The organism is Rhodococcus sp. NPDC057135 (assembly GCF_042670865.1).
GTDB lineage: Bacteria > Actinomycetota > Actinomycetes > Mycobacteriales > Mycobacteriaceae > Rhodococcus_F.
Map to the genome: position 1 here is coordinate 222,459 of NZ_JBHUUU010000007.1, position 13,226 is coordinate 235,684.

The 13,226-nt window shown below is 62.3% G+C and carries 14 protein-coding genes; 3 read left to right on the top strand and 11 right to left on the bottom strand.

All coding sequences use genetic code 11. The features are described 5' to 3' along the window. The first annotated feature begins 75 nt into the window (after positions 1-75). A complete protein-coding gene (locus tag ACFT1A_RS15750) occupies positions 76-1,059 on the top strand; it encodes a hypothetical protein (RefSeq protein WP_378447764.1) in 984 nt (327 codons plus the stop codon). A gap of 54 nt (positions 1,060-1,113) precedes the next feature. On the opposite strand, the gene ACFT1A_RS15755 is transcribed toward ACFT1A_RS15750, so the two are convergent. From ACFT1A_RS15755 to ACFT1A_RS15765, 3 genes are read right to left on the bottom strand one after another with little or no spacing between them, the layout of a single operon-like run. Continuing rightward, on the bottom strand, positions 1,114-2,004 hold the full coding sequence (locus tag ACFT1A_RS15755) for a sucrase ferredoxin (protein WP_378447837.1): 891 nt from the start codon (positions 2,002-2,004) through the stop codon (positions 1,114-1,116). A 58-nt stretch (positions 2,005-2,062) separates the two neighbouring features. After that, a complete protein-coding gene (locus ACFT1A_RS15760) occupies positions 2,063-2,635 on the bottom strand; it encodes a YdeI family protein (RefSeq protein ID WP_378447765.1) in 573 nt (190 codons plus the stop codon). Positions 2,636-2,644: 9 nt separating this feature from the next. Continuing rightward, positions 2,645-3,148, bottom strand: coding sequence for a hypothetical protein (locus ACFT1A_RS15765; RefSeq protein WP_378447766.1), 504 nt, complete (start codon positions 3,146-3,148; stop codon positions 2,645-2,647). A 128-nt stretch (positions 3,149-3,276) separates the two neighbouring features. Between ACFT1A_RS15765 and ACFT1A_RS15770 the strand changes: the two genes are divergently transcribed. Continuing rightward, a complete protein-coding gene (locus ACFT1A_RS15770; RefSeq protein WP_378447767.1) occupies positions 3,277-4,122 on the top strand; it encodes an alpha/beta hydrolase in 846 nt (281 codons plus the stop codon). On the opposite strand, the gene ACFT1A_RS15775 is transcribed toward ACFT1A_RS15770, so the two are convergent. Then, positions 4,107-5,063 carry a GlxA family transcriptional regulator gene (locus ACFT1A_RS15775; RefSeq protein ID WP_378447768.1) on the bottom strand — a complete coding sequence of 319 codons (957 nt, stop codon included), beginning with the start codon at positions 5,061-5,063 and terminating at the stop codon, positions 4,107-4,109. The two genes, ACFT1A_RS15770 and ACFT1A_RS15775, sit on opposite strands and share 16 nt — an antisense overlap. A 125-nt stretch (positions 5,064-5,188) precedes the next feature. Here ACFT1A_RS15775 and ACFT1A_RS15780 point away from each other — a divergent pair, with 125 nt between their 5' ends. Beyond that, complete coding sequence (locus ACFT1A_RS15780) at positions 5,189-5,827, top strand: HD domain-containing protein (RefSeq protein WP_378447769.1); 639 nt, start codon at positions 5,189-5,191, stop codon at positions 5,825-5,827. A 9-nt stretch (positions 5,828-5,836) separates the two neighbouring features. Here ACFT1A_RS15780 and ACFT1A_RS15785 read toward each other — a convergent pair whose 3' ends face one another. From ACFT1A_RS15785 to ACFT1A_RS15815, 7 genes are all read right to left on the bottom strand, one after another. Next, positions 5,837-6,793 (bottom strand): R2-like ligand-binding oxidase, encoded by a 957-nt coding sequence (locus ACFT1A_RS15785; protein ID WP_317556439.1) that lies wholly within the window; start codon positions 6,791-6,793, stop codon positions 5,837-5,839. Positions 6,794-6,880: 87 nt separating this feature from the next. Beyond that, positions 6,881-8,518 carry a sulfatase-like hydrolase/transferase gene (locus ACFT1A_RS15790; RefSeq protein ID WP_378447770.1) on the bottom strand — a complete coding sequence of 546 codons (1,638 nt, stop codon included), beginning with the start codon at positions 8,516-8,518 and terminating at the stop codon, positions 6,881-6,883. 45 nt (positions 8,519-8,563) lie between these two features. Continuing rightward, entirely contained in the window at positions 8,564-8,902 is a 339-nt protein-coding gene (locus tag ACFT1A_RS15795; protein WP_064073923.1) for a DUF6292 family protein, read from the bottom strand. A 67-nt stretch (positions 8,903-8,969) separates the two neighbouring features. Then, positions 8,970-9,725, bottom strand: a complete 756-nt coding sequence (locus ACFT1A_RS15800) for an alpha/beta fold hydrolase (RefSeq protein WP_378447771.1) — start codon at positions 9,723-9,725, stop codon at positions 8,970-8,972. Beyond that, the gene (locus tag ACFT1A_RS15805; protein WP_378447772.1) at positions 9,712-10,557 is read right to left on the bottom strand and encodes an alpha/beta hydrolase; all 846 of its coding nucleotides are present in this window, start codon (positions 10,555-10,557) and stop codon (positions 9,712-9,714) included. The genes ACFT1A_RS15800 and ACFT1A_RS15805 overlap by 14 nt, the downstream gene beginning before the upstream one ends. 165 nt (positions 10,558-10,722) lie before the next feature. Continuing rightward, a complete protein-coding gene (locus ACFT1A_RS15810) occupies positions 10,723-12,276 on the bottom strand; it encodes a DNA polymerase Y family protein (protein ID WP_378447773.1) in 1,554 nt (517 codons plus the stop codon). After that, on the bottom strand, positions 12,273-13,163 hold the full coding sequence (locus ACFT1A_RS15815) for a hypothetical protein (RefSeq protein WP_378447774.1): 891 nt from the start codon (positions 13,161-13,163) through the stop codon (positions 12,273-12,275). The genes ACFT1A_RS15810 and ACFT1A_RS15815 overlap by 4 nt, the downstream gene beginning before the upstream one ends. Between the last annotated feature and the right edge of the window lie 63 nt (positions 13,164-13,226).

Genomic DNA, 13,226 nt, shown 5'->3' on the forward strand with positions numbered 1-13,226 from the left:
GCAGCGATGCTACGTCGCACCCGCAATGGTCGAGACTTCGCCTCAATCCATCGCAAAAGCACATAGTGTCGATGTATGAGTGGACGTTTCACAGCTGGGGTCTTTATCGTCGTCGTCAGTGTCATCGCCGTTGCGTTGGTTTGGACCGGCGTTCGAGACTATGAATCTTTCACTCCACCGGTCGCGACAGCGGTCGATCGGGCGGACTGTCTCGCCCCTGATATCGCCGCCGCGCTCGTAGCCCCCGAGGCACGCGACAGCAGCATCGCTCTTCGCCCTGAGGGAAGTGGTTACCCACCTCCTGATTTCAGCCCCGTTGCCGTTGTTCGATGCGAACGCGGAGAAACGTCCGACGGCGGGTTATCGATCGACGCCGTACGCCTCGAGGGGGACATCCACGCGGTGGACGAAGCATTCCGCGAACAGTCTCGTCGATTTCCTGCCAACGTCCGAGCCGACTGCGCGTACCGTCTCGTCCCGCCAGCCGGTTTGTGGCTGGTAGACGAAGCAGGAGCAGCCATACGCCCTACCTGGCCGACCGCGCCCTGCGGACTGCAAGAGAAACCACAAGCAGCCCTGAACCGATTGCAAGAGGACAGCCGCGAACAACACTTGGTCGACGGTGTGTCCGCCGATGATGCGGGAATCTGCCCCGACTCGATCGGACAACCGTTCGCGACGACCACTGAAGTTGACATGAATCGCATGGCAGAACACGAAGACACTCACGCGCACCCACTGACGGAAACAGCTTTGGCTACACCGATTTCCGACGTCGGCAGACTACGGGTGTGCCGCTATTCCACCGAACCGCCGCTGACCGAGTCCCGAATCCGCTTGTCACGCCAGCAGAGTACTGATCTGATGGAGGGTGCATCCACCGCGCCACCTGCAGGCCCATGCGATCTCGTCGCCCAACACATCGCTTCGATCGACGTACTTCGTCCCGACGGATCGGGCGGCACACGGATGGCAGTCGAACTCGACGGATGCCAACGCGTAAACCTCCTCGGACAACGTCAATTACCGCCCGCAGTCATTCCGTTCCTGTTGCGGTAGCACGGACCCACACCCGAGTTCATCGAGACTGATCGCATGAAACCGACGAGGGAATCACAGGTCTCGAATCGACGTGACGACAACCGGCCTGACCGGCTTGGGCGCCGCGCCGCAACTCGGTGGACGCGGCGCGAGTTCGGAGACTGCAGTCTCCACGGCCCATCGCCGGCCGTCCACATGTGCGACGACGCATGTCCCGTCACTCGCCTGCTCGACGACAGCCAACTGGTCGATTCCACAGCTGATTTGTTGTCGCACTGCAATTTCCGAAGCCTGACCCGCCGGAGACCAGCAACTCCGTCCACGCAGGCCTGGCAAATGGACTTGATCTCGGGAAGCCACCTCCACGGCCGTGACACTCTCACTTGCGGACAGACGGCCGTATGTATTGCCGCTCGGCAGCAAGATCATCGACGGCGCAAATCGGTGCCCGCCGGTATGCGAACACTCCCACACCTGAGGCCCGAAGGACGACGTCAGCGCTGCGGCAATCGGCCTGCCGAATACAGCGCAGCACTGATCGCGCTTGCCGTGAGCGCAGACCAATACGACTGGCTCGGTCACTTGCTCGCCCAATCCTGGTGGCGGCCCATCCAACAGGAAGAAATCGACGTCGAGTAAGTCCATCGGCGAATCGATGTGCAACCTTTCACACCATGAGTCGCTCGGATCGGAGCGCGCAAGCAGGACGGTGTGTCCATCAGTCATCGGATCGGTGCGCCCGGGTCGCCGAACGAACATGATTCGTACGTCGGCAGCGTCGGCTCGTCGGCTCAGCTCGGCGGCGAGCTCCTCCCCCAACGCCGTTCCGTCCAGCACGTCACGACCCCAGGCTGCGTTGAATTCGAGACACACCCAACCCCGCACGACGGCAGCGCTGCCTGCCAGCGGTTCGTCGACAGCAGACAGTGCGGAACAGGTTTCGGCTTCGATCACGAGCCCTATTGTGTCAGCCGCGCTGGGTGTCGATTCGCAAGTGCCTGTGGCTCAGTGACGCGGCAGCTCAGTAGAACTTCTTGCCCTCCGCAAGCTGGTTGACGAATTTCTCGATCCGCCTGGCTCGCGTCTCCGGACGCTTTGCCTCCTGCAGTCGGTACGCGATGGTGAATCGGTTGGTGGAATTGAGCGTCGCGTAGAACTCGCGAGCCTTCGGGTTTTCCGCAAGCGCATCGAGAAAGTCTTTCGGGACCTCGGCCTTGGCTGATCCCTCGTACGCGCGATCCCACCGACCGTCGGCCTTGGCCTTCTCGATCTCGGCGATGCCGGATGGCTCGAGAAGTCCCGCGGCGTCGAGGCGGGCGACGATCTCGACGTTGCGTTTGGACCACGGACTCCGCGCGGTGCGTCGCGAAAACTTCTGTACGAAGAAATCGTCGTCGATTCGCCGTGCGAGGCTGTCGATCCAGCCGAAGCACAGGGCAACGTCCAACGCTTGGTCGTAGTCGATAGAGCTGTGCGACGAGGTCTTCTTGGCCATTTTCAGCCAAAGGCCGGGGACCACCTCGTGGTTCTCGGACAGCCATCGACGGAACTCTTCTCCGTCAGCGAAGTATTCGGTATCGAGTTCGACTGCCATCAGTGCTCCTCACATTCTCGATGCCCATACTCTGACAAAACCCTGCGACAAATATCCGAGAGTTCCGAGTGCGAGCACCCATTTGGCAATACTGACGGTCGAAGCGGCGCGAACCCTCGAGTCGGTGATGCTGTCGCGATGATCGAGGAAATGGAGTCCGACCACGTTCTCGACGTAGTCGCCGGCCGCCGACAGTACCGGTACTACGGCAAGGGCGCGCCGAGTTGTCGAGGAAAGGGGAACCCGCTCCCCGAGCCGCTTGCCTGCTGACCGCAAAGCCATCGCGTAGATCGCGGGATGTACGAAGTCGGGGTAGTAGTGACTGCGAAATCGCGCCGTGGCCGCCGCATCCATGGAGTCCAATATTTCGACGTACCGGCGAGCGGAGAACGCCGTCTGCACTTCCAATACTTTGGGAGCCACCGGCCCGAGTAGGCGAGCAATATTCGCTTGTGAGACAACAAAAGCAGTCGTCCACAGTGCCATCGCCTTCGCAGATCCAGTTGGTGCCATTCCACGATCGTGCCATCTTCGCACAACAGAACGGAACGGCCCGATGGAAAAGCTCGCCGAAAATGTGCATGAGGTTGTAAAAAGCGGGCATCCCGTATCGATCATCGGTCCGATAGCGGGGAGCGCGCATGTCGCCCAAGTCCAACCCGACTGTTCTGTTCATCCACGGACTCTGGATGCACCCAACCACCTGGGACCCCTGGGCGCAGGTTTTCAACGCGCAGGGATACCCCACGATGGCGCCGGGGTGGCCAGGGGACGCGTCGACGGTGGGTGAGACGCGCGAACACCCGGAGGATATCGCGGGACACGGCATCGACGACGTGACCGATCACTACGCCAAGGTGATCGCCGATCTCGACGAACCACCGATCGTGGTGGGGCATTCGTTCGGAGGTTTGATCGCGCAGAAACTGCTGGGCCAGAAGTTGGCGACCGCGGCAATTGCCATCGACCCGGCTCAGCCCAAAGGGGTGTTGAAACTTCCCCTCGTCCAACTGGGCAGCGTCTTCCCGGTCCTGTCCAACCCCGGAAATTACCGGAAGGCGTACTCACACAACAGGGAGTCGTTTCACAAGTCCTTTGCCAGCGCCGTGTCCAAGGACGAGTCCGACGCCTTGTTCGAGCAGTATGCGATTCCCGCCCCTGGTCGGCCGTTGTTCGAGGCAGCGCTCGCCAACTTCGCGCCTCACAGCCCCGCTGCAGTGGATTTCAACGCCCGCCGCGGGCCACTCCTGATGATCGGCGGCGGCAAGGATCGCACAGTCCCGAAAGCCAGTTCGGACAGCTCGTTCAAGAAGTATGCCAAGGCTCCAACGGTCAACGAATACAAGGTCTTCGGCGATCGTGGGCATTCTCTGACCATCGACCACGGCTGGCGTGAGATCGCGGATTACAGCCTTGCCTGGCTCGACAAGCAGGGCATGAGCCCGCCGCAAGGCAAGCACGAAAGTCAGTCTCAGCCGAAAGCTTGAAAACGACGACGGTACACCTGCGGCGAGATTCCGAGATGCGTCGAAAATGCTCGGCGTAGGGATTCCGAACTGCCGAATCCCGCCAATTGCGCGGCTTCGGTCACCGAGTGGCCGGCATCGAGGAGCGCTTTCGCGGAATCGAAACGGATCAACTCGACGTATTTGGCCGGCGTCGTACCGAGTTCCTCGCGAAAGAGCCTCGTCAAATGCCGTGGGCTCAGATGCGCCAGGGCAGCCAGTTCGTCGACCGAGTACTCCCCCGCCGGATCGGCCGCCACCGCGTCGACTACTGCGCGAAGCGCGGGCACCCGGGGCCGCGGCCCGCTCAACGACGGCGAGAACTGTGACTGCCCACCTGGACGCTGGAGGAATACCACCAGAAGCTGCGCGACGCGCCGGGCCATTTCTGCACCATGATCTCGCTCGAGCAATGCGAGCGCGAGGTCGATCCCGGCGGTCACACCCGCAGACGAGAACACCGTGCCGTCCTCGATGAAAATGGCGTCGGGAACTACCGTGATCTGCGGATAGGCGCGCGCCAGCGTTGCCGTGTGTTGCCAATGCGTGGTTGCGCGGCGTCCGTCGAGCAGTCCACTCGCCGCCAGGATGAAAGTCCCGGTACAGATCGACGCAACCCGCCCCGAACGCCCTGCCAGGTCACGTGCTGCCTCGCGTAGTTCCGGGCTCACCGGCGTGGACGGGAACACGTCGCCACCCATGACGAGCAACGTGTCGAAGGAACCGGAATCTGCGACGTCACAGTCGACCGGAATGCGCATGCCGGTCGACGAGTCGACATCGTGTCCACCCGCCGAGCAGATCACCAACTCGTAGTTCGCTCCGCCGCGATTGGCCTCTGCGAACACCTCACTCGGACCTGCGACGTCGAGTAGTTTGACGCCGTCGAACACCAGGACGGCAACTCGATGCACTGCGGTCACGATCACTCCCCTTCGTCCTGATCTGTGGACAGTATGGCCGAGATCAGGGTGCGCCCGCGTGCGTGCTCGACCGACACTGGGATAGACCGAGAAATTCGCAGCAGCGACGAGCAGAGCAGGTACCGATGAACACGATCATTGCCGGTGTGAAAATCCCCGATTCGAAGATGGCTGCCGACGCCACCGAACTCGTCCGAGATACGGCTTCCGAGTTACTGTTTCACCATTCGCGACGCGTCTTCCTCTTCGGATCGCTTCAGGGAGCGCGTCTGGGGCTGCACGCCGACCCCGAATTGCTCTACGTCGGCGCCATGTTCCACGACCTGGGGCTCACCGAGAAATTCCGAGACAGTACGGCACGGTTCGAATTGGACAGCGCCGACGAAGCGCGGCGATTCCTCACCCGCTACGGTGTCGACGAAACCGACATCCGCACAGTGTGGGAAGGCATCGCTCTACATACGACGCCCGAAATTCCCTCCCGATTGGAACCCGAAATCGCCTTGGTGACAGCGGGTGTGGAGACCGATGTACTCGGAATCGGATACAGCGAACTCGACCAGGCCGACATCGACGCCGTCACCGCGGCCCACCCCCGCCCGGATTTCAAGAATCAGATCTTGAAGGCCTTCACCGACGGTTTCAAGCACCGCCCCGAGAGCACGTTCGGAACGGTCAACGGCGACGTGCTCGAACATTTTGTACCGGGATTTCGGCACATCGATTTTGTCGAGGTCATCCAGAACTCGGCTTGGCCCCAATAGAACTCGATTTCAGCCGGCCGCCTCACTCATCGCAGCGGCATCTTCCGCCCCGAACTTTTCCTCGAGAGTTTCCGGCGAATAGTCGAGGTCGATCTCGGCGACGTCGCGCCCGCGCGCAGACTCGATCGCCGAAAGTCGGCGCTGCGCACGGTCTGCGGCATACTCGAGGAACTCCTGATTGTCCAAACCGAACGGCTGCACCTCGAATTGATCGTTGACCCAGTTGATCATTCCGAGCGCCATGGGCATGAGTTCACCCATCCGCTGCTGGACGACGTCCCAGTTGTGATCGTCGGCGGCGACGTGCCTTCGGCAGGTGAACGTCCCCCACGCCATGTGTCGTCGTTCGTCGTCACCGATCTTTCGCACCAATTGCTGCATGCCAGGCAGGATTCCGCGCGTCGCACAGACTTTCTGCCAGGCGTAGTAGCCCGTCAACGCCAGACTGCCCTCGATGACGTGGTTGTAGGTGACGCTGGCACGCACCTGGTTGACCGGGCTGGGATCCGTCTCGAGAATGCGTAGCGACGACGGCAACTCCTCGTAGAACAGTTGCCGGTAGTACGGATTGTCAGCGACGTAGGAATGCAGGTCACTGGTCAATCCCACTTCGTCCATCCACAGCCGAAATACCTGGGTGTGCTTGGCTTCCTCGAAACAGAACTGCGTCAAGTACATCTCGTCGCCGAACCTGCCCTCGGTCGACATCGCTTTCATGAACGGTTGAATGTCTTCGGTGACGGCTTCTTCACCGGCAATGAACTGCGCGCACAGGAAGGTGGCGCTGCGCTGCTGCTCGCTGGTCAACTCCTGCCAGTCGCGGGCATCCTGGGAAAAATCGAGGTCGGTTGGGTTCCAGAATTTGGCATTTCCCTTGGTGAACAATCGGAGTGGGAACGAATCCCAGTTCAACCCTCCCGACCGAAGAGTACTGAAACCTTCTCGCCCCGGCGAGGTGACAGTCATGACATTCCTTCTTCCCGAACCGAAGACAGATGCCCCATCAGCATGCCCGCAGAACTGAAACGTGAATCAGTTTTGGCGAAATTCGATCTATTCCTTCAGAGAAACACCCTTGGTCTCCATCACTGCGAAGAGCTTGGCGTTCATCTGAGCCGCCAGATCTGGCCGATACGAGCCGATATTGAGCGGATTGGCTAGATTGTTCAGTTCCAAGGGGTCGGCTTGTAAGTCGTAGAGTTCGTATTGCGGCGCAGCAACTCCCGCGGGATCGAAGTACATCGTGTACTTCCATCGACTCTCACGTATGCACCGGATGTGATTAGGCTGCGTGACGATGTTCTGACCGTCGGGCGTTGCGCAGTTCTGATCGTCGTAGGTGAACAGAATCGTGTCCTGAACCTGTGCGCTGGGACTTTGCGGATAGGCGGCAGCGTCGACGACGACCGGGGTCAGATCGGTGCCCAAGAAGTTCCACGATTCACGCGCGGGCGCTTGGGCGAGAGTGGCGAGAGTGGGCATCACGTCGATCAACGACGCCAGGGCGTCGGTGCGAACGGGCTCGGGAAACAGCAAGGGGTTGCTGATGACCAATGGAACGCGCAGCGTTTCCTCGTAGGCGTTGAACACCTTCTGCCGCAAACCTCCGTGGCTCATCCCCATCTCCCCGTGGTCGGACATGCGAACGATCACCGTGTCGTCGAGCATCTGTGGAGTGGCCTCGATCGCGTCGAGCACGCTGCCGATGTGTTCGTCCACAACCTTATGCATGTAGGCATAGAAGTTGATGTAGTTGCGGGCCTGATCGGGTCCGAGCAGCGGCCCGAGCCCGGCTGCGAGCAGCAATTCGGACTGAACCTGTGCTGTCGGTTTGTGATTGAGCGCCAGGATCTCGTCGAAGGTGGGCGGCAGGTCGATTCCTTGCTCGAAGGCGCCTGGTGCGTCCGATCCGTAGTTGTCGCACGTTCCGTTCATCGCATTCCAGGTCTGGGGGTACGCGAGGACGTCGTGTGGGTTCACGAACGAGACGATCAGCGCCCAGGGCTGTCCGGACGTGACTGCTGGTCCGGACAGAAAATCGACTGCCTCCTCGGCAACACGGCGATCATGGTCTGCGCACCCGCCGCCGAAATGATCCGGATTGGTGTCCTGGCCCGCGTCCGGCGGAATCCACCCTTCGAAGCCGAATCCCGCTACGTCCTCGCTTGTCGGATCACCGCCGTCGACGCCTTTGCTCAGATGCCATTTCCCCCGGTACTGGACGTTGTAGCCGGCCGACGCCAGCAGCTTTGCCATGTTCTGTTCGGAGACCTGCAACTGTGGCTCGGTGGGTGAAACAGTGCCGCCTTCGGTGAGCGTTCTCGTGACCCCGTGCTGCGCGGGGTAGAGACCGGTGAAGAACGTACTACGACTCGGCGAGCACATCGCGGTATTGCACACCGCCTGGTCGAACGTCAGCCCGTGATCGGCAATCCTCTTGCGGTTGGGCAGATTCTGATCAGCCCAGCCTTGCGGCCAGTACATCGGCCGGCGTTCCTGATCGGTGATGATGACAACGATGTTGGGTTTCTGTGGAAACCGATCGGCGGGCGCTGCTTGTGCCGGCGCCGCACTCACCGCGCCGGTTGCGACGTCTGCCACTCCGGCGAGGACAAGAGCACCGACGCCACCGAGGAACGTCCGGCGCGGCAATGAATGACAATGCGAGGCTGGAACGTTCTCTGGGTTCACGGGCGTCGTCCTCTCGGAGGCGTTGTCGCCCCAGAGTTGACCGAATCAGTGTTCGCTACACATGCTCGAGCAAACCGCCTGACTGATCAGCTCGATTACCCGATCCGCACAGCGCAGCGGATCCGGTGTCCGGCCGATGCCGAGAGTGTCGACTATCGAGATCGTCCTTCGCACATCAGCCTCCTCGACGCCCCACGACCAACCGAAGTCGTGATTCCAGAGCAGAACTGCGTTCTTCCCCGGATGGTTTCGGGCATGAACGGGGAGAACGATCACCGCATCCGTGCTCGGACCCTGCGGCCATCGAACTGTCTCACCGTGAACGGATCGTGCTACCGCGTCGACGTATTCGTGTGCGGACCAGTCGTTGCCGTTGGTGTGCATGGAAGTACATTCGGTGCCGCACGCGTTGTGGATGGGTTCTTCCCGGAACTGATCTGATATTCCGCTTTCAGGAAATGAACGGCAACACAACGGATTCGAATTGGCGGTGACCGTCGCGGTGGACACTGTGGCCGGTGCGGAAGGAGACCAATTCGCAGCGCGCGACGGTGGCCGCAACAGCGTCGAGGCGAACGGGGTCCACCATCCCGCCCAGACCTCCACGCAGGAACAACATGTCGGCCTCGATGAGTGGCAAGCGATCCCACCACTGCGGATCCGGTCGGCGGAACTGCTCGAGCGCGGACCGCGTCATCGAGCGATCGAACGTCAGCGCGGCTCGCGGATGTCGCACCAAACTTGTTGTGGCGTGCCACAGTTCTGGCACACTCGGCAATTTCCTCGCGAACACCTGTTCCGGGTCACCCGCACGAAGCGGTAACGGCGCTTCCTCGATGACCAACTTCCGCACCACAGTGGGACGTTTCTGAGCGATCAACGACGCCGCGTGCCCGCCGAGCGAATGGCCGACCAGATCCACCTGATCGAGTTCGAGATGATCACACACGTCCATGACGTCGTCCGCGAACTCGTCGAACAGGTACGACGACGCCCGAGCGCTCCGGCCGTGGCCGCGAAGATCGACCGAGACAACTCGTCGGTTGCGCGAACGCAAGGTCCGCGCGAACTTGTCCCAGGTACCGCTGTCGCCGCCCATCCCGTGCACGAGAACTACCGGAGGCAGATCGGCCACACTGGGATGCGAGCCGGAATCGCGGTAGCTGATCTGGACCCCGCCGGCACTTCGTACGTTAGCGACACTCACGAGTTCCCAGGATAGACCTGTCCTCGCGGATTGCTGACGCGGTCAGCTGAGGCGGCAACTCCCCTGGTCTCGTGACCTCGTCGTAGCGAGCCAGCCCGATCCTCGCGATTTTGCGCAGCGACTCACTTGCATCAGCGAAGTATCCGCAATGCCCTCGAATGGCGCCGGTGTCGAAAACTATGGCTCCGTGCTGCGCTCGGACTGGAGACGGGCCGTGCCCGAGACGACCGATCTTCACGCGCGGGAAGTACCGGATCCAGTCCGACGGCCCCAGAGCAGCCCAGAGATTTCCGCCAAAGCACAGGTCCTCGCGCGAACTGGTCCCCATTCCCGGGCTGCCGATCACCACACAATCGTCCGCGCGCGCCGACGGGAGGGCGAGTCCGCACACCACCGCCCCGTAGCTGTGCCCGACGAGCGTGACATGCGCCGAACGCGGCAGGATACGAGTCAACCGCGCCAGATCGATCGCACCGCGTTCTGCAAGAGTCCGCGAGAACGACTCGAGAAATCCCCACGGCGTCCGATAACCGACCCACACGATCACCGCGACGCGGTCGTTCGGCCCGAGCGTTCGGAGCATCCTTCCCAGTGTCCATCCGCTCGCTCGTGGTCCTGTCGGACGGTTCTCGTCGAAGTAGTTGCCCAGGCCGTTGTCGTTGCCTGGCACGAAGATCACGATGTGCTCAGCTGTGGCGACGTCCCCGAACACCTCCACGATTCGGCCTTCGCCGGCTTCGTCGTACGCCAGAAGTTGTGCGTCGCGTAGCTCCGTCGGCCGGTAGTGAAGTCGATCGGTTCCGGAAACGTCAGATCGGCCCGCCGTTTTCATGACACTCCTCGCGAAGAGTTGCAACGACGAGAATCATTGCAACAGTGAGTTTTTGAATGTCATCAACGCTAGGTGCCCAACGGCGTCAGTACGATGGCGCCAGCGCCCCTACTGTTCGTACAGCCGACTCGACCATGTCCGGTACAGCTGGCTGTACCTGTGAACTCATTCGTACACACCCTCCACCGACCATCCACCGCCTTCACAGATCATCAGCAGCGCCCGCGATTCCTCCAGCAGAACCTGAGCCCGCGCCGCCGTGCGCGCCGAGGCCGCGTCCCACCATCGCTCGTCCACCGGCCAGGGCCCGGCCCATCCCTGCACTGCCCATTCCTTGCTCCCCCACTTCAGCCTTCCCGGCTGCGAACTGAAGACTCCGCGCTCGGTGACGTACACGGCATTGCCGGCCATATCCCCCAGCCATACCTTGGGATTGTCGACGAAGATCGACCCCGGAGAGGGCTGCGGCAGACGACCAGGCCACGGGGCTGTCGGATCATGGGCAGCTACCCGCTCGTCTCCCAAGGGCAACAGGGTAATTCGCTCCGAGGGCCCTCGACCACCGCTCAGGACACCGACCTGAACCGATTCGCCGCCCAGAAGACCTTGCACGCGCACCAATGCTCGCCTGGCCCGCTCCTCCTCGTCGCCGACACCGCCCCACAGCCCCAACTGCAAGGCACCGGCACTGACCACCTCCACCGGTTCCAGACGCAACACCGCTATGCCTGCAGTCGGCCGGGTCTCACTGCGCCCGGTGAGCCAGCCGTCCAGTTGCCAACGCACTCGATCGGCCGTTCCCTCCGGCGTCAGAGGTTCGGCACAACGCCAAGTCCGAGAAAGATTTTCACCGTTGCCCGTGCTGGCCGAAATCGACAGACGCGTACACGCCACCGCGGCAGCAGACAGCTTGTCGTGCAGCAGACTTGCCAAGGCACGCCCGGCAAACGCTGCGGCATCCACACGCTCGATCGACGGATCGTAATGCTGCTCCACTTCCAGGTCCGGCGGAAGCGTCCGCGCCGACGGTGGCCGCTCGGGTTCACCACGCGCGGCACGATGCGCGAGCACCGCATCGGCACCGAAACGCGAAGCGACGTCCACTGCCGGTAGATCTGCGAAAGCACCGATGGTCCTGATCCCGAGTCTGCGCAGCAGATCAACCAACTCTCCGCGATGCGGCGCAGAGAGGCTGGGCTCGGCCGCCAACTCCGGCATGGGTAGCGGCGCCAGAAACCGTGCCCCCTCCCCCGGCGGCACCAGCGCTGCCCGGCGTGCGGCAATGACCGCCGTGGACAGCTGATCCGCCACACCCACCTGACTCTCGACGCCCGCAGCAGATGCCTGATCCACCAATCGTTCCGCCGCGGCTTCCTCCGAACCGAAGTACCGACTGACACCTCGCGCACTGAGCACCAACAAACCAGGACGGAGTACCTCGACGCCCGGTGCCACCGCATCGATGGCCGCGGCCACCGGCTCGAACAATCTGGCGTCGCGTTCCGGATCTGCCGTCGCCACATACAGTTCCGGGCAGCGGGCCTGCGACTCGCGTCGACGCAAGCCTCGGCGAACTCCCTCCGCGCGGGCCGTCGCCGAACATGCGATCACCCGATTACCCGAGGTGACCGCGACGGGATGTGTTGCCGGAAGATCGGCAAGTGCTGCCGCTGCCACCGCCGGCCAGTCCGGGCACCACAACGCCAGAACTCTGCTCACAGTGACACCACCTGCGACGACACAGTCTGCTCCGACACCATCTGCTCCGACACAGTCTCCACCGGCTGGGAAGGCACCCACTCGACCCGGCCGGCTGCACTGCAGATGTCCAGGCGCGTGGTCCGGGGCTGGAACGAGCGCCCCCGTGCACGAACCGCGAGGCTCAGGGAACTGAGCCGACCACGCCCCAACTCCCGGCCCTGACCGAACCCACCGTAACCATGGACCCGAGCGTCCAACCGAACCTCGGCTCCGTCCCAGTGACCTTCGGTGACAACAAGAGTCGAACCCTTGCTCCGAGCACGTGCCACTACCGCCCGAGCACGCGACGGGGATACCGATGCACCCGCCAATCCCAGAATCACCAGATCCATACCGTCGAGCAGCACAGCGGCGATCTCGACCGGATCCGGCCCAGGCGCCGGAATGAGTGCCAGACGTTCCAGTTGCGCACCCATCTCGTACGCCGCCAGCAATCCCAGTCGAGGCTGCCCGATGACTGCAACATGCCCTCCGGACGCCGTCACGGACGCGACCAATCCCAAAAGCAAGGACGCCGCGCCCTCGACGGACACCACCGTTCCCCGCACCAAACCGCCCTGCGGTAACAATGCGGCGATGCCCTCCGGCACCGGGAGAACACCGGCCTTGTGAGCCCGGTCCAATACCGGCCTGTCCCTGTCCGCAACACTCTCGGACACTGCTGCACCTGTCCCGGAAACACCGGTCGCGGACACACCGGCAACAGACACACTCGGTCCGGAGAACGACGTATCGCCCCGAGACGGAATGGACGCGATCTGTCGGCGGAGCTGTGCCAGCCGATCCTGACGGGACAACCCCGCCGCATCTGCCGACAGCTCTACCAACTCGGTCACCTCGGTCATCCCCATCCTCCGGAACACCGGAAAAAACTCACTGGTCGCAATCCATAACCAGCCGGCAAACCG

Excerpts from the sequence above, each read along its gene's own strand:
- ACFT1A_RS15750 (WP_378447764.1), top strand. The coding sequence starts at position 76 with ATGAGTGGACGTTTCACAGCTGGGGTCTTTATCGTCGTCGTCAGTGTC.
- ACFT1A_RS15760 (WP_378447765.1), bottom strand. The coding sequence starts at position 2,635 with ATGGCAGTCGAACTCGATACCGAATACTTCGCTGACGGAGAAGAGTTC.
- ACFT1A_RS15765 (WP_378447766.1), bottom strand. The coding sequence starts at position 3,148 with ATGGCACCAACTGGATCTGCGAAGGCGATGGCACTGTGGACGACTGCT.
- ACFT1A_RS15770 (WP_378447767.1), top strand. The coding sequence starts at position 3,277 with ATGTCGCCCAAGTCCAACCCGACTGTTCTGTTCATCCACGGACTCTGG.
- ACFT1A_RS15780 (WP_378447769.1), top strand. The coding sequence starts at position 5,189 with ATGAACACGATCATTGCCGGTGTGAAAATCCCCGATTCGAAGATGGCT.
- ACFT1A_RS15785 (WP_317556439.1), bottom strand. The coding sequence starts at position 6,793 with ATGACTGTCACCTCGCCGGGGCGAGAAGGTTTCAGTACTCTTCGGTCG.
- ACFT1A_RS15795 (WP_064073923.1), bottom strand. The coding sequence starts at position 8,902 with ATGCACACCAACGGCAACGACTGGTCCGCACACGAATACGTCGACGCG.
- ACFT1A_RS15805 (WP_378447772.1), bottom strand. The coding sequence starts at position 10,557 with ATGAAAACGGCGGGCCGATCTGACGTTTCCGGAACCGATCGACTTCAC.
- ACFT1A_RS15815 (WP_378447774.1), bottom strand. The coding sequence starts at position 13,163 with ATGACCGAGGTGACCGAGTTGGTAGAGCTGTCGGCAGATGCGGCGGGG.